The organism is Streptomyces sp. CMB-StM0423, from assembly GCF_002847285.1.
In the GTDB taxonomy this organism is placed as follows: Bacteria; Actinomycetota; Actinomycetes; order Streptomycetales; family Streptomycetaceae; genus Streptomyces.
The window spans coordinates 7484319-7506829 of sequence record NZ_CP025407.1; the positions used below are offsets into that span (position 1 = coordinate 7484319).

The 22511-nt window shown below is 74.9% G+C and carries 20 protein-coding genes; 13 read left to right on the forward strand and 7 right to left on the reverse strand.

Annotated elements, in window-relative coordinates:
* Window positions 1–69 precede the first annotated feature (69 nt).
* Window positions 70–465, forward strand: coding sequence for a MarR family winged helix-turn-helix transcriptional regulator (locus tag CXR04_RS32545; RefSeq protein ID WP_101425790.1), 396 nt, complete (start codon window positions 70–72; stop codon window positions 463–465).
* Between the two features lie 30 nt (window positions 466–495).
* Here the strand turns inward: CXR04_RS32545 and CXR04_RS32550 are convergent, their stop codons facing one another.
* Window positions 496–1791: an MFS transporter gene (locus CXR04_RS32550; RefSeq protein ID WP_442802432.1), complete on the reverse strand. Its 1296-nt coding sequence runs from the start codon at window positions 1789–1791 to the stop codon at window positions 496–498.
* Between the two features lie 17 nt (window positions 1792–1808).
* Between CXR04_RS32550 and CXR04_RS32555 the strand changes: the two genes are divergently transcribed.
* The 4 genes from CXR04_RS32555 to CXR04_RS32570 all read left to right on the forward strand — a co-directional run bounded on the left by CXR04_RS32555 (window position 1809) and on the right by CXR04_RS32570 (window position 5907).
* On the forward strand, window positions 1809–3035 hold the full coding sequence (locus CXR04_RS32555; RefSeq protein ID WP_101425792.1) for an ROK family protein: 1227 nt from the start codon (window positions 1809–1811) through the stop codon (window positions 3033–3035).
* Between the two features lie 104 nt (window positions 3036–3139).
* Window positions 3140–3682, forward strand: coding sequence for a dihydrofolate reductase family protein (locus CXR04_RS32560; RefSeq protein WP_101425793.1), 543 nt, complete (start codon window positions 3140–3142; stop codon window positions 3680–3682).
* A 312-nt stretch (window positions 3683–3994) separates the two neighbouring features.
* Window positions 3995–5329 carry a transcriptional regulator gene (locus CXR04_RS32565; RefSeq protein WP_101425794.1) on the forward strand — a complete coding sequence of 445 codons (1335 nt, stop codon included), beginning with the start codon at window positions 3995–3997 and terminating at the stop codon, window positions 5327–5329.
* A gap of 44 nt (window positions 5330–5373) precedes the next feature.
* Window positions 5374–5907 carry an NUDIX domain-containing protein gene (locus CXR04_RS32570; RefSeq protein WP_078627975.1) on the forward strand — a complete coding sequence of 178 codons (534 nt, stop codon included), beginning with the start codon at window positions 5374–5376 and terminating at the stop codon, window positions 5905–5907.
* A 72-nt stretch (window positions 5908–5979) separates the two neighbouring features.
* On the opposite strand, the gene CXR04_RS32575 is transcribed toward CXR04_RS32570, so the two are convergent.
* Window positions 5980–6237, reverse strand: a complete 258-nt coding sequence (locus CXR04_RS32575) for a hypothetical protein (protein ID WP_101425795.1) — start codon at window positions 6235–6237, stop codon at window positions 5980–5982.
* A gap of 321 nt (window positions 6238–6558) precedes the next feature.
* Here CXR04_RS32575 and CXR04_RS32580 point away from each other — a divergent pair, with 321 nt between their 5' ends.
* The 3 genes from CXR04_RS32580 to CXR04_RS32590 are packed head-to-tail and all read left to right on the forward strand — an operon-like array spanning window position 6559 to window position 10249.
* Window positions 6559–6888, forward strand: coding sequence for an SHOCT domain-containing protein (locus CXR04_RS32580; RefSeq protein WP_101425796.1), 330 nt, complete (start codon window positions 6559–6561; stop codon window positions 6886–6888).
* Window positions 6885–7697, forward strand: a complete 813-nt coding sequence (locus tag CXR04_RS32585) for an ABC transporter ATP-binding protein (protein ID WP_101425797.1) — start codon at window positions 6885–6887, stop codon at window positions 7695–7697. Before CXR04_RS32580 ends, CXR04_RS32585 begins: the two co-directional genes overlap by 4 nt.
* Window positions 7694–10249, forward strand: coding sequence for an ABC transporter permease (locus CXR04_RS32590; RefSeq protein WP_101425798.1), 2556 nt, complete (start codon window positions 7694–7696; stop codon window positions 10247–10249). The genes CXR04_RS32585 and CXR04_RS32590 overlap by 4 nt, the downstream gene beginning before the upstream one ends.
* A 65-nt stretch (window positions 10250–10314) precedes the next feature.
* On the opposite strand, the gene CXR04_RS32595 is transcribed toward CXR04_RS32590, so the two are convergent.
* Window positions 10315–10644 carry a hypothetical protein gene (locus CXR04_RS32595; RefSeq protein WP_101425799.1) on the reverse strand — a complete coding sequence of 110 codons (330 nt, stop codon included), beginning with the start codon at window positions 10642–10644 and terminating at the stop codon, window positions 10315–10317.
* A gap of 151 nt (window positions 10645–10795) precedes the next feature.
* On the opposite strand from CXR04_RS32595, the gene CXR04_RS32600 reads away from it, so the two are divergent.
* Entirely contained in the window at window positions 10796–11938 is a 1143-nt protein-coding gene (locus CXR04_RS32600; RefSeq protein WP_101426719.1) for a PLP-dependent cysteine synthase family protein, read from the forward strand.
* Between the two features lie 46 nt (window positions 11939–11984).
* Here the strand turns inward: CXR04_RS32600 and CXR04_RS32605 are convergent, their stop codons facing one another.
* A complete protein-coding gene (locus tag CXR04_RS32605) occupies window positions 11985–12806 on the reverse strand; it encodes a DeoR/GlpR family DNA-binding transcription regulator (protein WP_101425800.1) in 822 nt (273 codons plus the stop codon).
* A 201-nt stretch (window positions 12807–13007) separates the two neighbouring features.
* On the opposite strand from CXR04_RS32605, the gene CXR04_RS32610 reads away from it, so the two are divergent.
* Entirely contained in the window at window positions 13008–15482 is a 2475-nt protein-coding gene (locus CXR04_RS32610; RefSeq protein ID WP_101425801.1) for a hypothetical protein, read from the forward strand.
* Here CXR04_RS32610 and CXR04_RS32615 read toward each other — a convergent pair.
* The 3 genes from CXR04_RS32615 to CXR04_RS32625 form a co-directional block, all read right to left on the reverse strand.
* The gene (locus tag CXR04_RS32615; RefSeq protein ID WP_101425802.1) at window positions 15452–17905 is read right to left on the reverse strand and encodes a right-handed parallel beta-helix repeat-containing protein; all 2454 of its coding nucleotides are present in this window, start codon (window positions 17903–17905) and stop codon (window positions 15452–15454) included. The two genes, CXR04_RS32610 and CXR04_RS32615, sit on opposite strands and share 31 nt — an antisense overlap.
* A gap of 98 nt (window positions 17906–18003) precedes the next feature.
* Window positions 18004–18552, reverse strand: a complete 549-nt coding sequence (locus CXR04_RS32620) for a DUF6643 family protein (protein WP_101425803.1) — start codon at window positions 18550–18552, stop codon at window positions 18004–18006.
* 190 nt (window positions 18553–18742) lie between these two features.
* Window positions 18743–19897 carry a glycosyltransferase gene (locus tag CXR04_RS32625; RefSeq protein ID WP_101425804.1) on the reverse strand — a complete coding sequence of 385 codons (1155 nt, stop codon included), beginning with the start codon at window positions 19895–19897 and terminating at the stop codon, window positions 18743–18745.
* A gap of 677 nt (window positions 19898–20574) precedes the next feature.
* Here CXR04_RS32625 and CXR04_RS32630 point away from each other — a divergent pair.
* Genes CXR04_RS32630 through CXR04_RS32640 form a run of 3 tightly spaced genes read left to right on the forward strand, consistent with a single transcriptional unit; the run spans window position 20575 to window position 22509 of the window.
* Window positions 20575–21384, forward strand: a complete 810-nt coding sequence (locus CXR04_RS32630; protein ID WP_101425805.1) for a glutamate racemase — start codon at window positions 20575–20577, stop codon at window positions 21382–21384.
* 48 nt (window positions 21385–21432) lie between these two features.
* Window positions 21433–21963: a hypothetical protein gene (locus tag CXR04_RS32635; protein WP_101425806.1), complete on the forward strand. Its 531-nt coding sequence runs from the start codon at window positions 21433–21435 to the stop codon at window positions 21961–21963.
* Between the two features lie 57 nt (window positions 21964–22020).
* Window positions 22021–22509 carry an NUDIX hydrolase gene (locus CXR04_RS32640; RefSeq protein WP_101425807.1) on the forward strand — a complete coding sequence of 163 codons (489 nt, stop codon included), beginning with the start codon at window positions 22021–22023 and terminating at the stop codon, window positions 22507–22509.
* Window positions 22510–22511: the final 2 nt, after the last annotated feature.

Consider the following 22511-nt stretch of genomic DNA (forward strand, 5'->3'; position numbering starts at 1 on the left):
GAGCGCCGTGTTCAATCCGTTGCACACCGGCCGTCACATCCCGCTCACGGGCTGGTACGGTGCCATGCCATGGCAACGGGGAGCGCCGAAGGCGCGGTCGTTTCTCAATGGCGGGAGATCCGCGCGGTGCACGCGCGGGCGGTGGGCGAGCTGGACCGTGAGCTGCATCGATACGGCATCGGGGCCAGCGACTTCGAGGTGCTGGACGTGCTCCTCGGCATGGCGAACTCGGGTGACAAGGCGAGCCTGCGGGTGCAGGAGCTGGCGGACCGGGTGCACCTGAGCCAGAGCGCCCTGTCCCGCCTGGTCGGCAGGCTGGAGAAGCACGGTCTGGTGACCCGCGGCATGTGCCCCGAGGACCGCAGGGGCGTGCAGGTGTGCGTCACCGACGCGGGCCGCAGGCTGCACGCCGAGGCGCTGCCGGTGCAGCGGGCGGTGCTCGCCCGCACCGTCGGCGTCAGATGACCGGCCGGCCCGGTTCCCGGGCCCGGCTCCTCACGTCCCGCGCGGGCGCCCGCCGTTCTGCACGGCCTGCATCGCGTACGCGATGAGCGCCGCCGCCCCGGCGAGCAGCGCCACCGTGCTCAGCGCGGCGCGCAGCGAGAACCAGTCGGCGAGGAAGCCGATCGCCGGCGGCCCGAGGAGCATGCCGCCGTAGCCGAGCGTGGACGCGGCGGCGACGCCGTTCGGGCCCGCCAGTTCGCCGGCGCGGCCGATCGCTATGGGGAATATGTTGGCCAGGCCGAGTCCGGTGAGGGCGAAGCCGGCCAGGGCGCCCCAGACGTACGGGGAGAAGGAGCCGAGCAGCATGCCGACGCAGGCGGTGGCGCCGCCGGCGACGAGGGCGCGGTTCTGGCCGAGCCGCAGCAGCAGCGCGGTGCCGGAGAGCCGCCCCGCGGTCATGGCGAGGGCGAAGACGGAGTAGCCGGCGGCGGCCAGCCCTGGTCCCGCGTCCAGGGACTCCTTGAGGTGCAGCGCGCTCCAGTCGGCCATGGCGCCCTCGCCGTACGCGGTGCACAGCGCGACGAGCCCGAGCACGGCGACGAGCAGCCGGGTGCGCCCGGCCGGCCGCTCCGCCGCGGCCGGCCCGCTGCCCGCCCCGGCCTCCGGGGCGTTCGCGTGCGAGCCGTCGGCGACCGCCGGCGCGGGCGGTCGCTTCGCGGCCGGAAGGGCGAGGAGCGCGGGCCCGGCGAAGGCGGTGACCGCGAGCCCGAGCAGCGCGAGGAGCAGCAGGTGCCGGGTGGGGGAGAGGTGTCCCGCGACGAGCGCGCCGAGCCCGGCGCCGAGCATCCCGCCGAGGCTGAACGCCGCGTGGAAGCTGGGCATCACCGGCCGCCGCAGGGCGGCCACCAGGTCGACGGCCGCGCTGTTCATGGCGACGCTGATGGAACCGAACGCGGCGCCGAAGACCACCAGGACGAGGCCGAGCGCGAGCGCGGAGCGGGTCAGCGGCGGCAGCACCACGCCGGCCGACAGCAGCGCGGCCGTGCCCACGGTCACGGCGTGCGCGCCGTAGCGGCGGATGAGCCCGCCGGTGAGCACCATGGTCGCCACCCCGCCCGCGGACACGCCGAGCAGCGCGAGACCCAGCGCGCTGGGCGAGGCGCCGGTCTGGTCCTTGATGTCCGGGATCCGGACGACCCAGCCGGCGAAGACGAAGCCGTCGAGGGCGAAGAAGACGGTCAGGACGGTACGGAGGCGGGCGAGCTGGGCTCCGGCGGGGCCGCGGGGCACGGTGGTGCCGCGCAGTGACCGGGGGAGCGCCGCCCGTATTTTGTTTAGCGTCGGCACAAAGACAGAATAGAAGCGTGACGCCGACTCGTACAAGGCCCGCGGGACCCGAGAGGGGCCGCAGCGCGCTGGGCCCCGCGCTGGAGCTCGTCCACACCGGCCGGGCGCCCACCCGCGCCGTGCTCACCGCAGAACTGGGCGTGACCCGCGCCACCGCGGGCGCCGTCGCGGCGGAGCTGGCGGCGCTGGGCCTGATCACCGTGGACTCCCGGCCCGCCGCCGCCGGACACCAGGGCCGGCCCTCGCACGGCCTGTCCGTCAACCCCGGGGGCCCCGTCGTGCTCGCCGCGCAGGTGCACGCGGACGGCTTCCGCGCCGCGCTCGTCGGGCTCGGCGGCCGCATCGTCGCCACTGCCCCCGGCTGCGGTACGGTCCCGGCCGACCCCGCGCACGTACTCGCCGCGGTCGTCGAGGAGGGTGCCAAGCTGCTCCGCGCCACCGGGCGGACCTGCGTGGGCGCGGGTCTGGCCGTGCCGTCCGCGGTCGCGGAACCGGACGGCGAAGCGCTCAACCCGCTGCACCTCGCCTGGCCCGCGGGCGCGCCCGTACGCCGTATCTTCCACGACTGCCTGACCGCCTCCGGCATCGAGTTCGCCGCCGCCCCGCGGGCGTTCACCGGCAACGACGTCAACCTCGCCGCCCTGGCGGAGCACCGCCACGGCGCGGGGCGCGGCTCCGCGCACCTGCTGTGCGTCGCCACCGGGCACCGCGGCGTCGGCGGGGCGCTCGTCCTCGACGGGCGGCTGCACACCGGCAGCGCCGGGCTCGCGCTGGAGGTCGGCCACCTGACCGTCAACCCCGACGAGGGCCTGCCCTGCCACTGCGGCAGCCGCGGCTGCCTGGACGTCGAGACCGACCCGCTGGCGCTGCTGACGGCCGCGGGCCGCGCGCCGGGCCCCGAGGTCTCCCTGCTCCAGCAGGCCCGCGAACTGGTACGCGACGAGCACGCGGACCCGGCCGTCGCCGCCGCCGTCGAACTGGTCGTGGACCGCCTCGGCCTCGGCCTCGCGGGTCTCGTCAACATCCTCAACCCCGACCGCATCATCCTCGGCGGCCTGCACCAGGTCCTGCTGGCCGCCGCCCCCGAGCGGCTGCGCGCGCGGGTGGCGGACCGCAGCCTGTGGGGGCGCAGCGGCGGCGTCCCGGTGCTGGAGTGCACGCTCGACCACAACAGCCTGGTCGGCGCGGCAGAACTCGCCTGGCAGCCCGTGCTCGACGACCCCCTCGGGGTCCTCGCGGGGTGAGCGCGGGCGGGGCCGCCCCGCCGCGTACCGATGACTTCCGGGCCGCCCGCCGGTCCCACCCTGCAGACTCGGCAGTCCGCAGACCACCGGAGGAAAGGCGCCCCATGGCAAAGCTGCTGTTCTCGGCGACGATGTCGCTCGACGGATTCATCGCGGGACCGGGCGGCGACATGTCCTGGCTCGCCGACCACCTCGGGGACAACCCCACGGTCGACGGGCTCGTCCCGCGGGTCGGCTCGATCCTCTCGGGCGCGCGGAGCTTCTTCGGCGACGACCCGCACCGCGGCACGGAGAACGAGGGCGAGGCATTCGGCGGCGGCTGGGAGGGGCAGCAGTTCGTGCTCACCCACCACCCGCCGGTCCAGCCCGTCCCGGGCGTCACCTTCGCCGATGACCTCGACACCGCCGTCACCGCCGCCAAGGCCGCCGCGGGTGACGGCTACGTGAACGTCATCGGCGCGAACGTCGCCCGCCAGTGCATCGAGGCGGGCCTGCTGGACGAGGTCCTGGTCTTCACCACGCCGGTCTTCCTCGGCGACGGCGTCCGGCTCTTCGACCGCCCAGGCGGCACCCGGATCCGGCTGGAGCAGGTACAGGTGTCCGCCCTGCCGCACTGCACCGGCATCTGGCTGCGCGTCGTCGGCTGAGCGGCCGTACGGACCCGCCGCCCCGGTCGCGGGCTGCCGCGGCCCGGACCGCCGTCCGGTCCCCGGCGCCCGCGCCGGTGGGGGGTTGCCGCCCGCCCGGCCGGCCAGGTGCCGGGTCCGGCACGGCCGGGCGGGGCGGCTACGGAACCGCCGCCAGGCTGCGGGGAAGCGAGCGGACCCGATGCCGCACAGTCAACTCGCCACCCGTGGCCACCGGGAGGGCGCACACGCCACGACTGCGGGCGCGCACTTCACACCCCGTGTGAAAGTCCCTCGGTTACGCTGGCGAACACCCTGCTCGCAGGAGGGCACATGGAGCCCAATACCCTGCTCGACGCGGCACTCGACGAAGCCGGGATCTCCCACGCCGGGCTCGCCGCGCACGTCAACCGGGCCGGCGCGGCCCGCGGACTGCGGCTGCGCTACGAGCACACCGCCGTGGCCCGCTGGCTCAAGGGCCAGCGACCACGCGGCCAGGTGCCCGACGTCATCTGTGAAGTGCTGGCCGAACGGCTCGACCGCCCGGTCACGCTGGACGACATCGGCTTCGGCGCCGCCGGCGGCCCCTCGGCCGCCGCGCCGCTGGCCCGCTTCGTCGAGCGCGCCACCGCCCTGTGGCGCTCCGACGAGCAGCAGCACCCGCACGTCGTCAGCGCCCGCGCGCTCACCGGCACCCCCGCCGTCATCCCGGTGTGGGAGTGGGAGAACCCGCCGGAGGACGGCGACGTCTCCCGTACCGGACCCGTGCACGTCAGCGAGGCCGACGTCACCACCCTCAAGGCCGCCCGCGCCCACTACGAGCAGATGTACCGCAAGGCAGGCGGCATGGCGACCCGCGCCCGCGTCGTGCGCTTCCTCAACTCCGAGGCGGCGCCGCTGCTCCGCGGCTCGTACGGCGACGAAATCGGCCGCCGGCTGCACCGGGCCACCGGCGGCCTCGTCGCCGTCGCGGGCATCTGCGCGTACGACTCGGACGCCCTCGGCCTCTCCCAGCGCTACTTCCACCAGGCGCTGCGGCTGGCCAAGGCCAGCGGGGACCGGGGCTTCGGCGCGTACGTCATCGCCATGCTCGTCAACCAGTCGCTGTTCCTCAGGGAGTACCGCCAGGCGGTCGCGTTCGCGGAGGCCGCGCTGCGGGCCGCCGACCAGGACGTCAGCCCCGCCCTGGCGGCCGATCTGTACGCGATGCAGGCCAAGGCGTACGCCTTCCTCGGCGACCGCTCGGGCACCCTGGACTGCATCCGTCGCGCCGAGTCCGCCGCCGGGCGGATCAGCGCACGCCAGGAGCCGGCCGAGACGGACTACGTCCAGCCGGGTCTGGTCAACGTGCAGGTCGCCGAGGCGCTCTTACGCATCGGGGACCTGCGCGCCGCCCGCGAACAGGCGGCGACCGCCGTGCACCGGCCCGCCCACGACCGGGGGCGGGTGCACCGGCTGGCGATTCTGAGCCACGTCGAGCTGCGTCAGGGGGACGCCGAGGAGGCGGCGCAGGCGGCGCTGGAAATGGCAAGAGCGGCCAGAGGGATGGAGTCGCAGCGGCTGCGGGACAGGTTGCGCGCGGTCCGTCGCCATCTGACCGAGACCGGCGGAGGGGGGACCGCCGAGGCGGCAGAGCTGATCGACGCAGCGTTGCGCGTTCCGCTCTGAGGCGGGGGCCGTCACCGCCACTGGACGGCGACAAGGGGGACTACGTGCGATGGAGGAATCTCAGGGAGCACACCGTGTACGAAAACCGCTGGTTCCGCGTCAACCTGGCCGACGTGGAACTCCCGGACGGGCGCCACCTTGACCACTACCTGATCCGCCTGCGACCCGTCGCCGTGGCGACCGCGGTCAACGAGGCGAACGAGGTGCTGCTGCTCTGGCGGCACCGTTTCATCACCGACGTCTACGGATGGGAGCTGGCCGCCGGGGTGGTGGAGGACGGGGAGGACCCCGAGGCCGCCGCCGCCCGCGAGATGGAGGAGGAGACCGGCTGGCGGCCCGGCCCGCTCACGCACCTGATGACCGTCGAGCCGTCCAACGGCCTGACGGACGCCCGGCACCTCATGTACTACGCCACGGAGGCGGTGCAGATCGGCGACCCCGAGGACGACTTCGAGTCCGACAGACGCGAGTGGGTGCCCCTGAAGGGGGTGCCCGACATGGTCGGCCGCGGGGAGGTGCCCGCCGCGAATATGGCCGCCGCGCTGCTGATGCTCCATCACCTCCGCCTCGGCGCCTGACCAGCGCACACCCGGCCGCCGGCCCCGCCACTGCGGGACCGGCGGCCGGTGCTCGATGGCCGTGTGCGCCGCTCACCGGCCCAGGGCCTGCCATAACGCCAGTACCATCGCCGCCGCGCCGGTCAGCGCGGCGATCGACGGCAGCGGCCAGCGCGCGTGCTCAAGCGAGGTGACGCGTGCCGTCAGCTCGTCGATCTCCCGCTCCATCTGCTGACTGCGCTGCGACAGCAGTGCGAGCCGCCCGTCGATGCGGGCCAGGCCCACGTCGAGTGAGCGCCGGATCTCGGCGAGCTCGGACACGACCGCACTCGTGTCGGTTTCCGTGGCCACGGTCTGTTCTCCTTCGTCCCGTCCGTGCCCCGTGTCCGCTTCCATGGAAGCGCTACCAGGGGGCGCGCGGCAGCGTGTGGAGGGTGCATATGCACGTGCTCCGGGCGCACCCCGTGTGAATAAGTCACGCACGGTGACGGCCGCCGGCGTACGAACCGGCTCACGCCCCCCCGTGGACGGCGGCCGGAAGCAGCCGGAGACCGCCCGAATACTCCGCCGGGAGCAGGTCAGGTGCCGCTGGCCGTACGACGACCCGGACCCCCTCCCGGCGGGAGTCTCGATGGTGTCGGCACCACAGAAACCATCGAGGAGTTGAGAACGATGAACACCCTGGCGCACTGGAACGACGGCGGACCCGGACCCTGGATCCTGCTCTTCCCGCTCATGTGGGCACTGGTCCTCGGCGGCCTGTTCTTCTTCGTCCGCCGAGTCGTCTGGCGCGGCCGCGGCACCCCCTGGCAGCGGTTCCGCGGCGGTCCCGGCGGACCGGGCGGCCCTGGCGGCTCCGGCTACGGCGAGCAGTCGCCGATCGCCGTCCTCGGCCGGCGCTTCGCCGCCGGTGAGATCGACGAGGACGAGTACTGGCGCCGGCTGTCCGTGCTGAACGAGGAGTTCGGCCGCCGCGGCGAGACCAAGGGCGGTGCGGCATGACATCCGCGACCACCGCCCCCGTACGCACCGGCGCGGCCGCCCGCGTCATCGACGCCGTCAAGGTTTACGGCAGTGGCGACACCGAGGTCCGGGCGCTCGACGGCGTCGGTGTCGCCTTCCCGGCCGGCCGGTTCACGGCCATCATGGGCCCCTCGGGGTCCGGGAAGTCCACGCTGATGCACTGCGCGGCCGGCCTCGACACGCTCACCGCGGGGGCCGCCTTCATCGGCGACACCGAGCTGGGCGCGCTCGACGACAAGCGGCTGACGATGCTGCGCCGCGACCGGATCGGCTTCGTCTTCCAGGCGTTCAACCTGCTGCCGACGCTGACCGTCGCGGAGAACATCACGCTGCCGATGGACCTCGCGGGCCGCCGCGGCGACCCCGCGTGGATCGACTCGCTGATCGACGTGGTCGGCCTGCGCGACCGGCTGCACCACCGGCCCGCCGAACTGTCCGGCGGCCAGCAGCAGCGCGTCGCCGTGGCCCGCGCCTTCGCCGGCCGCCCCGACGTCGTCTTCGCCGACGAGCCCACCGGCAACCTCGATTCGCGCTCCGGCGCCGAGGTCCTGGGCCTGCTCGCCGGCACCGTGCGCGAACTGGGCCGCACCGTCGTCATGGTCACCCACGACCCGGTCGCCGCGGCCTACGCCGACGAGGTGGTCTTCCTCGCCGACGGCCGCCTCGTCGACCGCATGGCCGCGCCCACCGCGGACCGCGTACTGGACCGCATGCAGCGCTTCGTGGGCGAGAGCCCCCGTACGACACCGTCCCTGGACACCACCGCGGAGAGGAAGAGCCCGTCATGAGCGGCACCCGCGCGTCGCTCCGGCTGAGCATGGCCGGATTGCGCACGCACAAGCGGCGCTTCGCCGGCACGTTCTTCGCCGTGCTCCTCGGCGTCGCGTTCCTCGGGGGCACCCTCGTCATGGGGGACACTCTCAGATCCAGCTTCGACGCCATGTTCGGCCGCGCCACCAGCGGTACGGACGCGGTGGTGCGCGGCGACGACATGATCACCACCCCTGGCGAGTCGTTCGGCACCCGCAGGACCGTCCCCACGGAACTGGCGGACGAGATCGCGCGGATGCCGGGCGTCGCCGCGGCCGAGCCCCGCATCGAGGGCCCCGGGCAACTCCTCGACGAGGACGGCGAGCCGGTGGGCGGCGGGGGCCCTCCGACCCTGGCCGGCAACTGGATCGCCGACAAGGAGCTGAACTCCTACCAGATCGACGAGGGCCGGGCGCCCGAGCGCTCCGGTGAGGCGGTGATCAACCGGGGCGCCGCGAAGGACGCCGGCCTGGGCATCGGCGACAGCACGACCGTGCGCACCCCCGACCCGCTCAAGGTGACGATCGTCGGCATCTCCACCTTCGGCGGCGAGGACGCCATGGGCCAGACCAGCTTCACGGCGCTGACCCGGGCCGACGCGGAGAAGTACCTGACCGCCGAGCCGGGCCGGGCCACGAGCATCCAGGTCCGCGCGGGCCCGGGGGAGAGCCAGACCGCGCTGGTCGAGTCCCTGTCCCCGGCGCTGCCCGACGGCATCGAGGCCGTCACCGGGCAGGAGGTCACCGAGGAGAACCAGGACCAGATCGCGGGCCAGTTCCTCAGCGGCTTCACCGCGGGACTGCTCGGCTTCGCGGGCGTGGCCATGCTGGTCGCGACGTTCAGCATCTACAACACGTTCGCGATCGTCGTCGCCCAGCGCACCCGCGACAACGCCCTGCTGCGGGCGCTCGGCGCCACCCGGCGGCAGGTCGTCGGCCAGACCATGGCCGAGGCCCTGGTGGTCGCCGTGCTCGCCTCGCTCGTCGGGCTCGCCGGCGGCGTGGGGATCGCGGCCGGGCTCCAGGCGCTCTTCCCGGCGGTCGGATTCCCCTTCCCCGACGGCGACTTGGTGATCAGCGGGCTGTCTCTCGCGCTGCCGTTCGCCACCGGCGTCGTGGTGTGCCTGGCCTCCGCGCTGGCGCCCGCCGTCCGCGCCGGCCGCACGTCGCCGCTGGCGGCGCTGCGCGAGACGGCCGTGGACGACTCGGGCTCCTCCCGGGTACGCGCCCTCGTCGGCGGCGTGCTGACCGCCGCGGGCGCCGTGCTGACGGTGTACGGGGCGTCCTCCGGCCCGTCGGTGATGCTGACGGTCCTCGGCGCGGTCGTCACGCTCGCCGCGTTCGTGGTGCTGGGCCCGGTGGCGTCCTCGTACGCCGTACGGATCCTCGGCGCCCCGCTGCGCCGCATGAACGGCCGCCTGGCCCGCCGCAACGCGCTGCGCAGCCCGAAGCGCACCGCGGCGACGGCGACCGCGCTGATGATAGGCGTCGCCGTGGTGTCGCTGTTCACGGTCTTCGGCGCCTCGCTGAAGTCGACGATGGACCAGACCGTCTCGCGCGCCTTCGCCGGCGACGTGGCGGTGCGGGTACCGGCGTTCGGGCCGGAGAGCGGCGCGCTCAGCCCGAAGGTCGCCCCGGCGGTGGCGGAGCTGCCGGAGGTGGAGCACGCGCTCGGCCTGGGCACCGGCGTGGCCCGGGTCGACGGCGACGGGCGGGCGCTGACGGTCACGGATCCCGGGCGGATGGGCGACGTGCTGGACCTCGGCACGGTCCGGGGCAGCCTGACCGGCCTGGGCACGGACGGGGTCGCGGTCTCCAAGAGCGAGGCGGACGACCACGGCTGGCAGGTCGGCAGCACCGCGCGGTTCGCCTTCACCGACGGCGAGAAGCAGCCGTTCACCGTACGGGCCGTCTACGACCAGGCGGACCTGGCCGGTGACTACGTCCTCACCCGCGAGGCGTGGGAGCCGCACCGCATGCAGGACTCCGACTCGCTGGTCCCGGTCGCCTTCAAGGACGGCGTGGCCGAGGCGGACGGCAAGGCGGCGGTGGAGAAGGCCGCCGAGCGGTACGGCAACCCGGAGGTGCAGACGCGCGACGAGTTCGCCGAGTCCTCGGCGGCGGGCGTCGACATGATGCTGACGCTGGTGTACGCGCTGCTGGCGCTCGCCGTGCTCATCGCGCTGCTGGGCATCGCCAACACACTGACCCTCGCCGTGCACGAGCGGACCCGCGAGCTGGGCCTGCTCCGCGCGGTGGGCCAGACCAGGGCGCAGCTCCGCGCCATGGTCCGCTGGGAGTCGGTGCTCGTCGCCGCCTTCGGCACGGCGGGCGGCCTGACGCTCGGCGCGTTCCTCGGCTGGGCCATGACGAAGGCGACGGACTCCTCCGGCGACGGGGTGTTCACGGTGCCGCCGCTGCAGTTGGCGATCGTCGCCCTGGTCGGCCTCACCGCAGGCGCCCTGGCAGCCTGGCGTCCGTCCCGACGGGCGGCCAAGCTGGACGTCCTTGGCGCGATAGCGACGGAGTGACCGGCGCAGGTACGCGGCACACGGCCCGTCCGGCTCCGCAGGGAGCGGGACGGGCCGTCGTCACTTCAGCCGAAGTCCGTCCTGCCGCGGGCGGTGCGTACCGCTTCGAGGAAGCGGCCCGCCGCCTTCTCGCCCGACTCCTCGTGCCTGCCCCGCTCGCCCGTCAGCGTCAGCACGTACTGTCTGCCGTTGACCGACGCCACCGCCCGGTCGCCGCGGCCGAACCACGGGCGGGCCGCGCGCACCTCCTCGACCGGGGCGCTGTCGATCTGGGTGCCGTAGCTGGTCAGCAACTCCAGCCGGCCGTCCTTGATATGCACCTGTCCCGCCCGGGTCAGTGAGCGCAACCAACGCCCTATCCGTACCCCGTGAGCCGTGTACTCCGTCTCCGCCACGCCGACCCTCCTCGGCTCCCCCACAGCGCTCCCCTGAAGCGATGAGCGCGCATGGGCGGCACCGCCCCGCGACAAGGAGGCGGCACCAGCACTCCTGCCAGTGTGCCCACGACCGGCCGAGGTGGCCAGAGGCCCCGCATATGATCGGGTGGTGACCGCCAGCGCACAGCCCCCGGCCGCCGCGCCCGGCGGCGCCCTCCCCACCCTCGACGTCGACCGCAGCGACCCCGCCGCCCGCGCCTGGCTCAAGGAGGCCGTGCGCAAGGTGCAGGCGGACGCCAACCGCACCGCAGACACCCATCTGCTCCGCTTCCCGCTGCCCGAGCGCTGGGGCATCGACCTGTATCTCAAGGACGAGTCCACCCATCCCACCGGCAGCCTCAAGCACCGCCTCGCGCGCTCCCTCTTCCTCTACGGCCTCTGCAACGGCTGGATCCGCCCCGGCAAGCCCGTCATCGAGGCGTCCTCCGGCTCCACCGCCGTCTCGGAGGCGTACTTCGCCGACCTCATCGGCGTCCCCTTCATCGCCGTGATGCCGCGCACCACCAGCAGCGAGAAGACCCGCCTCATCGAGTTCCACGGCGGCACCTGCCATCTGGTGGACGACCCGCGGACGGTGTACGAGGTGTCGGCCCGGCTCGCCGAGGAGACCGGCGGCCACTACATGGACCAGTTCACCTACGCCGAGCGGGCGACGGACTGGCGCGGCAACAACAACATCGCCGAGTCGATCTACACCCAGCTCCGGCTGGAGCGCTTCCCCGAGCCCGCCTGGATCGTCGCCACCGCGGGCACCGGCGGCACGTCGGCCACCATCGCCCGCTACGTCCGCTACCTCCAGTACGACACCCGCGTCTGCGTCGCCGACCCGGAGAACTCCTGCTTCTTCGCCGGCTGGGAGAGCGGCGACCCGGACGTCACCGTCGACCGCGGCTCACGCATCGAGGGCATCGGCCGCCCCCGCATGGAACCCAGCTTCCTGCCCGCGGCCATCGACCGGATGATGAAGGTCCCCGACGCGGCCACCGTCGCCGCCGTACGCGCCCTGGAGCGGGCCATCGGCCGCCGCGCGGGCGGCTCGACGGGCACCGGGCTGTGGAGCGCGCTGCGGATCGTCGGGGAGATGGTCGCGGAGGGCAGCAAGGGCAGCGTCGTCACCCTGATCTGCGACCCGGGCGACCGCTACCTCGACAAGTACTACTCCGACGACTGGCTCACCGGGCAGGGCCTCGACATCGGCCCGTACGCCGCGCACCTCGACGCCTTCCTCGCCACCGGCCGCTGGACCTGCTGACGACCCGGGCGCGAGGCAGCGCGCCGCCCGCGCAGCAACGCCCCGCTCAGCCCTCCACCGGCTCCTGCGGCTCGCCGGCTACCACGACCTCCGGCAGGTGCTCCGCCATCTCCGCCCGCGCCTCGGGGCGCACCCCCGGGTCCGTCACCAGCGCGTCCACCGCGTCCAGCGAGGCGAACGAACTCAGGCCCACCGTGCCCCACTTGGTGTGGTCCGCGACCACCACGACGCGCCGCGCCGCCCGCACCAGATGCCGGTTCGTCTCCGCCTCCGCCAGGTTCGGCGTCGAGAGGCCCGCCTGCACCGATATCCCGTGCACACCGATGAACAGCACGTCGAAGTGGAGCGTGCGGATCGCCTGGTCCGTGACCGGGCCGACCAGCGAGTCCGACGGCGTCCGCACCCCGCCCGTCAGCACCACCGTCGCGCCGCGCGCCCCCGGCTGCTGCGCCGCGTAGAACACGTCGGCCACGCGCACCGAATTGGTCACCACCGTCAGGTCCGGGACCTCCACCAGATGCCGCGCCAGCGCGAACGTCGTCGTCCCGCCGGAGAGCGCGATGGCCGCGCCCGGCGCCACCATCTGCGCCGCCGCGCGGGCGATCTCCTCCTTCGCACCCGTCTCCCGGGAGGACTTGGCCTCGAAGCCCGGCTCGTGCGTGCTCGCCTCGGCCAGCGGCACCGCGCCGCCGTGCACCTTCTCGACGACCCCCTGGCGCGCGAGCGCATCGAGGTCGCGCCTGATGGTCATGTCCGAGACGTTCAGCCGGCGCGTCAGCTCGTTCACCCGCACCCCGCCGCGGCGCCGGACCTCGTCCAGGATGAGGGCCCGGCGCTGTTCCGCGAGCAGGTTCTGGTTGTCGCTCACGCCGTCCGCCCTTCGTCCCGGGGTCGCTTGTCGGGGTCATCTTCCCATGCGGGTACGACACGCGGCGGCGGGTGTTCGGCCACGTGGGAACCCAGCGTCACGATTCTGCTTCGCCTCCCGCGCGGGAAGCTGCACCGGACGGCCGATCCCGGGATGCTGGACACCGGTAGTGACCGCAGGACGGTACGGGGGGCGAGAGGCATGCAGCCGGAAGCGCTGAGCGCCAAGGGGCGCACACCGCCGGGCAGGACGGACGGACCCGAAGGCACGGCCGCGCAGCCGTCGCTGGAACTGCTGGTCCACGGCGTCGGCGGGGCCACTCCGCAGGAGATGCTGGGCGACCCGCGCACGGAGCTGGTCACCGGCGACCACACGGCAGGCATCCACCGCCGCACGGACGACGTGCGGGCGGAGGAACTTACCGGGGGAGCCGCGGGGGAGCAGGGAGAAGGCGGCGGATCCCGTACGGAGCCGGTGCAGGAGGCGTACTGCTGGTCGAACCTGACCTCGGGCAACGGCGCCCGCGCGCTGTGGCTGGTCCTCCTCCCGTTCATGATCGCCAACCTCGCGCACTGGATGCGCCCCGCCGCCCCGTCGCGGCACGGCGCGCACCGGGCGTACGACATCCTCGTGCGGATCTTCGCGCTCACGCTCACCGTGCAGCTCGTCCTGGCCGCCGGCGAGGTGACGCTCGACCTGCTCGCCTGGCAGTGCGCGGGCAGCACGCACTGCGTCGCCGACAAGTCGTGGCTCGGCTTCATGTCCGCCGAGTCCGGCGGCTGGTTCGGCGGGCCAGGACGGCGGCTCGCGCTGGCCGCGCTGGTCCCCGTGCTGCTGACGGCGCTGCTGTGGTGGCTGTCGCGGCGCACCTGGAGCATCTACGAGTCGGCCAAGCCCTCGCCCCGCGCGGCCGCCCCCGGCACCGCCGGCGAGCAGCCAGCGCTGTCCCTGCCCGGCTTCTGGTACGGGCGCCGCCTGGTGGCCCGGCTGCGCGCCGCGCACACCGCCACCGGGCTGCTCGCCGTCGCCTCCGCGCTCATCGCCGTCACCATGGCGGCCGACGACGACACCGGCGGCGGACTCCGGGCCACCGGCTGGGTCCTCGGCGCCCTGACCGCCGCCGGCTGGGTCGCCGTCGTGGCCCTGGTGTGCCGCTCGGGCCGTACGGAGGCGGAGCCGGACATGGGCGAGGACCGCCGCGCCGTACGGGCCCTGCCCCTCGCCGCGCTCGCGCTGCTGGCGGCCGTACTCGTGCACACCGCCTGGTCCCGGCCCGACTGGGTCTCCACCGGACGGCTGCCCGGCACCTCGGTCTTCGGCGGCCTCGCCGTGGCGCAGGGCGTGCTCGCCGCCGGGCTCGCGGTCACCGGTTGGGTGCTCCAGCGCCGCGCCACCGGCGAGCCGCCCGCGCTGCGCGGCCTCGGCGGCGCCTGCGTGGCGCTGCTGGCCAGCGCGGTGGCCGGGGTCTTCTCGGGCGGCGTCGCCCAGCGTGTCGCCGACTGGCTGGACCGCGGCGCCACCCCCGGCGAGAACGGCCCGCTCGCGGGCCCGCCCGTGGTGCTCTCCTGGCAGGCCACGGCGATACCGCTGATCGCCCTGCTCGTGCTGCTGCTGGCGCTGGCCGGCGGCTGGCGGATGTGGGTGCTGCGCCGCCGGATCGCCACCGAGGTCGCCGGGCTCTACCCCACCGAACACCGCTACACCGAGGACAACGACCCGCGCACCGGCCGCATCGCGGGCGCCATCGCCCGCGCCCGGCTCACCGACGACGCGCCGCCCGCGCTCGGCGCCGCCGCGCTCGCCACCCTGGTCCTCGGCGCGGGCGCCGTCCTCGGCGCCTGGCTCACCGACGAGGTTCCAGGCAAGGCCGCCCACGGCGCCCCGGGACCGCTGCCGGGGCTGGCCCAGACCGGGCAGGCGCTCGGCTCCTGGATGATGGGCGCCGGGGTCATCCTGCTGCTGGCCATGGGCCGGCAGGCGTACCGGGATCCCAAGTCGCGCCGTACGGTCGGGATCCTCTGGGACGTCGGCACCTTCTGGCCGCGCGCCGCCCACCCCTTCGCGCCCCCCTGCTACGCCGAGCGCGCCGTGCCCGACCTCGCCTGGCGGACCAGCACCTGGACCACCCGCACCGGCGGCTGCCTCGTCATCTCCGGGCACTCCCAGGGCAGCGTGCTCGCCGCCGCCGCGGTCTGGCAGCTCGATCCGGACATCCGCGGCCGGGTCGCGCTGCTGACGTACGGGTCACCGCTGCGCCGGCTCTACGGGCGCTGGTTCCCGGCGTACTTCGGCGACCGGGCGCTGGCGGAACTCGACGACCAGACGCACGCCTGGCGCAACCTGTGGCGGCTGACCGACCCCATCGGCGGCCCGGTGCGGCCCACGCCGCCGGACGGGCGGCCCAGCGACGTCGACCGCAAGCCGCTCAAGGACCCGCTCGCCTTCGAGCGCACGCCCGAACACCCGCTGCCCGCCGCGATCAACGCGCACTCCGGCTACCAGGCCGACCCGGCCTTCGCCGTCGAACGCGCCGAGCTGATCGCCCGCATCTCCGTCGCCCCCGCCGCACCCGCGGAGGAGTGGCCGCGGCAGGTGCCGCGGCCCGCGGGGGAGCCGGCCGCGGAGACCGCGGACGGCGCGGTGGCTCAGGGCAGAACCGGGATGTCGTCCGCGTAGAGGAGCGTCAGCTCGTCGGTCGTGGGGTCAGGAAGCCGGGCCACGCGGCCGGCGTGCCGCTCCACCATCGCCTCGAACGTCTGCCGGGCGGTACGGCCGTTGCCGAAGCCGGCGCCCTTGGGGATCACGGTGAAGTACTTCAGCAGCGCCTCGTCCGTACCGTCACCGAGGCGGTACTCGTGCTCCTCGGCCTGCTGCGTGACTATCCGCAGCAGTTCCTCCGCGGTGTAGTCGCCGAAGGTGATGGTGCGCGAGAAGCGCGAGGCCACCCCGGGGTTGACGGCGAGGAACCGCTCCATCTCCGTGGTGTAGCCGGCGGCGATCACCACGACCGACTCGCGGTGGTCCTCCATCAGCTTCACGAGCGTGTCGATGGCCTCGCGGCCGAAGTCGCGGCCGGAGTCCTCGGGCGCCAGCGCGTACGCCTCGTCGATGAACAGCACGCCGCCGTGGGCGCGTTCGAACGCCTGCTGGGTGCGGATGGCCGTCGAGCCGATGTGCTCGCCGACCAGGTCGACCCGGGAGACCTCCACCAGGTGCCCGCGCTCCAGCACGCCCAGCGACGACAGGATCTCGCCGTACATCCGCGCCACGGTCGTCTTGCCGGTGCCGGGGGAGCCGGTGAAGACCAGGTGGCGGCGGACCGAGGCGGCCTTGAGACCCGCCTGCCGGCGCCGCCGGCCGACCTCGATCATGTCGGTCAGCGCCCGCACCTCGCGCTTGACGTTCTCCAGCCCGACCAGCGCGTCCAGCTCGGCCAGCACCTCCCGGGCGGGCCGGGCCGCGGGCGCCGCCTCGGCGGCCGGGCGTACGGCACCCGCCGCGCCCGCCTGCTGCGGCGCGAACGCGCCCAGCAGGCCGTCCGGTGCCGGCTCGGTGCGGGCGGCGGGCACGGTGGGGCGGGCGCTCGCCATCTCCGCGCTCTCGTCGCTCGTGCAGTCCTCCACCACGGGACCGCCGCCGGAGCCCTCGGGGGCGGACGGGCCCGCGTCCGCGAACTCGTAGCCGCCGCGCGCGCAGCGCTCCGTACGGCAGCGGGTCAGGGTCGAACGGCAGCCGTCGATGACGTGGAAGCCGTACCCGAGACTGCCGGTGACGCGGCAGCCGGTGAACGAGCCGCGCCCCGCCGCCGAGACGAACACCCCGGCCTCCGTGGGCGAGGTGATCGTGCAGCCCTCCACCGCCGGGTCCGCGCCCTTGGTGATGATGATCCCCGACGCGACCGAGTCGACCGTGGTGTCCCGCACCGTGCCGCCGCTGCCGTGGTCGCGGAACCAGGCGCCGGTCGCCGCGTCCCGGATCCGGCACTGCTCCAGCGCGACCGTGGCGCCGTCGCTCACGGACACCGCCGTGCCGCGGATCTGCGCGAGGTCGGTGTCGGTCGCCTCGACCGCCGAGCCGCGGTCGAGGACGACGAGCGCGTCGGGCACGTCGTGCACCCGGCAGGACGTGAACGACGCGGCGGCGCCGTCGCTCACCCACACCGCGGGGTAGTCGCCGGTGCCGTCGTGGACCTCGCACTGCTCCGCCTCGGCGCGCGTGCCCGCGTCCCACACCGAAAGGCCGTTGCGCCCGAACCGGCGCACGGTGACCCGCGCCAGCCTCGCCTGCGCGCGCGAGCGCAGGTCCACGGCGTTCTCCGGGACGTCGTGGACCTCGCAGTCGGTGAGCTTGACGACGGCCTCGGTGTCGAGCGAGATGCCGTCCCCCGAGGTGCGGTGCACCGTGCAGTCCGTCAGCTCCCCGGAGGCGCGGGACGTCAACTGCACGCCGGCGCCCTTGATCTCGTAGACCTCGCAGCCCACCGCCTCGACCGTGCTGCCCTCGCCGGTGAGCAGCAGCCCGGCGCCGCCCGCGTGGTGGATGCGGCACTGCGACAGGTGCGCGCTCGAACCGCCGCGCACCGCGACGCCGCTGCGCCCGGCGGCCAGCACCTCGCAGCCCTCCAGCACGCCGCCGGACCCGTCGGCGAACGTGACCCCCGTACCTGCCGGGTTGTCGACGGCGCAGCGGCGGACCGTGGGCCGGGCGTCGCCACGGACCTCTATGCCCGCGGCGGAGCGGGTGACGACCCGCAGCCCGGTCAGCTCCGGCCGGCCCGACTCGACGAGCACCGCCGGGACCGCCGCGTCCTCCCCCTCGACGTGCAGCCCCTCGACCACCGCGGACGCCCGGACGGTCAGCGCCACGCCGTCGGCCGGCGCGATGCGGACGGAGCCGACCGCGCCGCCCGGGCCGCGCAGCGTCACCGCCCGCTCCAGCACGACGTTTTCCCGGTATGTGCCCGGGGCCAGCGACAGCACGTCGCCGTCGCCCGCGGCTTCCAGGGCCGCCGCGAGCGACCCGTACTCCCCGGTGCGCCGGCGCCATCGACCGGTCCTGACGGAGCCGGTGTGCGTGACCTGGACGGAGCCCTGTGCCATGTCCTGCTCTGCCCCCACCTCGTGCGTCGGCTTGGCTGAGGCACCACCGTAGCGCGCGCGGCGAGGTCGGCCGGCCACTGTTCAGGGCCGGCCGGTGCTCAGTAGCGCTGTCCGTCCTGGTAGTACGGCCTGGCGTACTGATCCGCGTACGTCTGCGGGGACGCCGGCCGGGCGGGCTGGGCCGGCTGCGGCGGCGCGGGCCGCGGGGCGACGGGGCGCATCGCCTCGTACCCGGGTGGCGCCGACTGCTGCTGCGGGCGCGGCTGTTGCGGCTGGGGGCGCTGCTGCTCGTACCCCTGGTCCCAGCGGGCCGGCTGCGCGGCCTGCTGCGGTATGAACGGCTGCGGCGGTGCCGGCTGGGGGGCGGGCTGGTGGCCGTACACCGTCGGCTGCGGGGTGTGCGCGATGTGCGTCCCGTGCGGTTGGTGGGGGTGCGGCGCGGGAGCGGGGGCCGGCGCCGGGGCGGGCGGCAGGGCGGCGCGGGGCGCGGGCAGGGCCGGCAGGTGGGGGCCGGAGTCGTACGAAGGGACCCGGATCGGGGCGATCTGGGGGGTACCCCGCTCTTCGACCAGACTGTCGTAGATCGGGGTGTCGGGGAAAGCAGGCGCGGCATAGTAGCCACTGCCGTACGGGCGGGGGGAGGTCATACCCCATAAGTTAAGCCCACGATGTGGTCGTTGGGGAGACCGATAAGAGGGTTGTTTTGCGGGTTCCAAGTGACCGACCCTTATCAATGCGTGTCAACACGGGTAAATCAGGCTTCTCGATGTGTTCAGATTCTGTAAAGAGCAGGTGGACGGGGGGAGTTGAGCTACTCGTGCGTACGTACGCGTGCGTTCACGCGTACGTACGCCCCTTCCAGGCGGCGCCCTTGCCGCGGTGGTGCCGTACGGCCGAATCGACCGTCATGAGCAGATACAGCCCGGCCGTGAACGGCAGCAGCGCGGCGGCCCACGGCGGCTGTCCGTAATACCGCAGCACGGGCAGGTACGTCCCCGCCATCACGGCCCACGCGAGCGCCCCCGCGACGGCGACCCCGGGCGCGCCGCCCAGCAGCCCGGCGGCCACCGCCAGCGGCGGCACGAGGTACACCAGCGCGAGCCCGCCCACGGCGGCGGCCAGCAGCAGCGGACTGTGCCGCAGTTGGGCGTACGCGCTGCGCGAGACCATCCCCCACAGCTCGGCGAGACGCGGGTACGGCCGCACGCTGTCGACCCGCTCGGCGAGCCCCAGCCAGATCCGGCCACCGGTGCGCTTGACCTCCCGCGCCACGGACACGTCGTCGATGAGCGCACCGCGCACCGCCTCGGGGATCCTCGCCCGGCGGGCGGCATCGGCCTTGAGCAGCACGCAGCCGCCGGCCGCGGCGGCGGTCCTGCCGCCGGCGCGGTTGACCCAGCGGAACGGGTAGAGCTGGGCGAAGAAGTACACGAACGCCGGCACGACCAGCCGCTCCCAGCCGGTGGCGGTACGCAGCCGGGCCATCTGCGACACGAGGTCGTACCCGCCGGCCTCGGCGGCGGCGACCAACTCCCGCAGGCTCTCGGGCCGGTGGGCGATGTCAGCGTCGGTGAGCAGCAGATACTCGGCGTCGGCCCGGTACGCCTGCTCGATCCCGTGCCGCAGCGCCCAGAGCTTCCCGGTCCACCCCTCGGGAGGCTCACCGGGGGAGGAGACGGTGAGCGGAAGGGCGCGGTCCCCGGCGTTCTCTGCGAGGGTGCGGGCGGTCTCGGCGGTGCCGTCGGTGCTGCCGTCGTCGACGAGGAACACCCGGGCCTCACCCGGATACGCCTGCGCCAGCAGGGACGGCAGGCTGTCGGGCAGCACGGCGGCCTCGTCCCGCGCGGGCACGACGACCGCCACGGAGGGCCACTGCGCGGGCGGCGGCCGCAGCGGCAACCGCACGTCGGTCCGCCAGAAGAGCCCCTGCCCGAGCAGCAACCAGCCCCAGGCACCAAGCGAAAACACGGCGATCCACGCCAGAAGAGTCACCCCCCAAGTCTCCCGCGCCACCCGTCGCCGGGCGAGCACCACGGGGCGGGTCGCGACGGACATCGGCGCGGGAGCGGCGCGGCGGCGGGGGACGAAGGCACGCGGCGGTGCGGCCCCGGCCCGGTCTGAGAACCCGCTCCGACGCGTGCCCCGCGGCCGCCGAGCGCATGTCTCACTGCGCGGGCCCCGTGCTGATGGTGAGGGCTCGGTACGGCGCGCGGCCCGCGCCCCCCGGGCCGCCCCGCCCCCGCGCCTACTCGGGGTGTCCCGCGCGGGAACATTGCGAGCGGCGGCCGTGGTCCGCCAGCGCCAGAGCGGCGTGCCGTTCCGTGCGGCGCTCTCGCCGCAGGCGCTTCGCGCTGCGGCCGCGGCGTACCCGCCCGCGCGCCCCCGCTCGTCGCGGCCCGCACCACCGCCGTCCCCATGTCCTGCGTGGGTTGCCCGCCGTCGGCACCGTGGCCGCGCGACATCCACCAGCGGCTACCACCGGCGGCCGACCCTCATGCCGGTCCCTGCACGCGGCCACCCGCCGCCCTCCCGGACCCCCTGGTCCCGCGCGGCTGCCGCGGCGGGTCGTGCCACCCCCGGGTCCGCTGCGTCCCCGGCCTGTGCCGGGTCGGCGACCTGCCGGTGGTCACGGATCGGCCGGCTCCGCCCGCCCTGCCGGAGGCACTACAGTGACCGGCGTGAAGATCGCGCTTGTGGATTCCGGGCTCGGGCTTCTGCCCGCCGCCGTCGCCGTGCGGCGGTTGCGGCCCGACGTCGAGCTCGTGCTGTCCTCCGACCCCGACGGCATGCCCTGGGGGCCCCGCGAGCCCGGGGATCTGGGGGAGCGGGTGCTCGCGTGTGCGCGGGCCGCCGTCGCGTACGGGCCCGACGCGCTCGTCGTCGCCTGCAACACCGCCTCCGTACACGCCCTGCCCGCGCTCCGCGCCGAGCTGGAGCCCGCGCTGCCCGTCGTCGGCACCGTGCCCGCCGTGAAGCCCGCCGCCGCCGGCGGCGGTCCGCTCGCCGTCTGGGCGACGCCCGCCACCACCGGAAGCGACTACCAGCGCCGGCTGATCCGTGACTTCGCCGGCGGCGTCGCCGCCACCGAGGTGCCCTGCCCCGGCCTCGCCGACGCCGTCGAGCACGGCGACGAGGCCGCCGTCGACGCCGCCATCGCCGCGGCCGCAGCCCGCACCCCCCGCGACGTCACCGCCGTCGTCCTCGGCTGCACCCACTATGAGCTCGTCGGCGAACGCATCCGCGCCGCCGTCCGGCAGCCCGCCGCACCGGCCCCCGCGCTGTACGGCTCCGCCGGCGCCGTCGCCGGGCAGGTGCTGCGCCGTCTCGGCGCCGCCCCCGACCCCGCCGCGGCGCCCTCCGGCGACCTCACCGTCCTCCTCTCCGGCCGCCCCGGCGCCCTGCCGCCCGCCGCCCTCGGGTACGCGGAGGGGCGGCTGCTGGCCGGTGCCCCGGCCCGCTCCGGGGCCGTACCCGGATAGCCGCCGGCCGCACTGCTTCCGCCGCCCGGCTGGCGTACCCTCGGTGTCATGAAGGACGACCGCCCCCGTGTGTGGACCGGGCGGGCCACGAGCCGTGTGCAGTGGCTTCTCGCCCTGATCGGCGCTGCCTGTATGGCCCTCGGCATCGAGCTGGCCGTCGCCGCGCCCTGGACCGGCGGGCTCGCCCCGCTGGTCATGTCCGTCGTCGGCTGCATCGCCGCGGGACTGCTCGTCCTGGCCGGCACCCTCGCCTTCGTGCACGTGGCGGTCAGCGTCGACGACCACGCCCTGGAGATCCGCTGCGGCCACTTCGGGCTGCCGCGGCGCCGCATTCCGCTGACCGAGGTGCTCGCCGCCGACTTCGAGCCCCGCGTCACGCCCCGCCACTGGGGCGGCTGGGGCTATCGCTGGCGCCCCGGCAAGGGCACCGCCGTGGTCGTGCGCCGCGGCGAGGGCCTGGTGCTGCGGCTCGCGAACGACCACGACTTCACGATCACCGTCGACAACGCGGAAGAGGCCGTACGCGCCATCCGCGACCGCCTGCGCCACCCCCTCACCGGCGGCCCCGCCGAGGCGTAGTCCGCCGGTCACACAGCGTTTCCCGGCCGCCCCCCGGCCCCGTTTACGCTTGCGGCCATGGCGACACCCGACTTCATCCGCGAGCTGCGCGCGACCGCCGGCCAGCAACTGCTCTTCCTCCCCGGCATCAGCGCCGTCGTCGTCGACGACGGCCGGGTGCTGCTCCACCGGCGCGCCGACACGGGCCGCTGGTCGATCGTCGGCGGCATCCCTGAGCCGGGCGAGCAGCCGGCGCAGACGGCGGTCCGCGAGGTGCGCGAGGAGACGGGCGTCGTGTGCACGGTGGAGCGGGTCGTGGGGGTGGAGGGGCTGGACCCGATCCAGTACCCGAACGGGGACAAGTGCCAGTTCATGGACATCACGCTGCGCTGCCGCGCGACGGGCGGCGAGGCCCGGGTGAACGACGACGAGGGACTGGAGGTCGGCTGGTTCGACCCGGACACGCTGCCGCCGGACCTGGAGGACTTCGCCCGCCACCGGATCCGGCTGGCGCTCGCGGACGGCCCGACGTGGTTCGCGGAGGCGGCGGCGACACCAGGCGCGTAGCA

Bases quoted from the DNA above. Each gene is read 5' to 3' on its own strand.
- CXR04_RS32565 (WP_101425794.1), top strand. From the start codon at position 3,995: ATGGAGCCCAATACCCTGCTCGACGCGGCACTCGACGAAGCCGGGATC.
- CXR04_RS32585 (WP_101425797.1), top strand. From the start codon at position 6,885: ATGACATCCGCGACCACCGCCCCCGTACGCACCGGCGCGGCCGCCCGC.
- CXR04_RS32620 (WP_101425803.1), bottom strand. From the start codon at position 18,552: ATGACCTCCCCCCGCCCGTACGGCAGTGGCTACTATGCCGCGCCTGCT.
- CXR04_RS32640 (WP_101425807.1), top strand. From the start codon at position 22,021: ATGGCGACACCCGACTTCATCCGCGAGCTGCGCGCGACCGCCGGCCAG.
- CXR04_RS32590 (WP_101425798.1), top strand. From the start codon at position 7,694: ATGAGCGGCACCCGCGCGTCGCTCCGGCTGAGCATGGCCGGATTGCGC.
- CXR04_RS32545 (WP_101425790.1), top strand. From the start codon at position 70: ATGGCAACGGGGAGCGCCGAAGGCGCGGTCGTTTCTCAATGGCGGGAG.
- CXR04_RS32635 (WP_101425806.1), top strand. From the start codon at position 21,433: ATGAAGGACGACCGCCCCCGTGTGTGGACCGGGCGGGCCACGAGCCGT.
- CXR04_RS32615 (WP_101425802.1), bottom strand. From the start codon at position 17,905: ATGGCACAGGGCTCCGTCCAGGTCACGCACACCGGCTCCGTCAGGACC.
- CXR04_RS32610 (WP_101425801.1), top strand. From the start codon at position 13,008: ATGCAGCCGGAAGCGCTGAGCGCCAAGGGGCGCACACCGCCGGGCAGG.
- CXR04_RS32580 (WP_101425796.1), top strand. From the start codon at position 6,559: ATGAACACCCTGGCGCACTGGAACGACGGCGGACCCGGACCCTGGATC.
- CXR04_RS32560 (WP_101425793.1), top strand. From the start codon at position 3,140: ATGGCAAAGCTGCTGTTCTCGGCGACGATGTCGCTCGACGGATTCATC.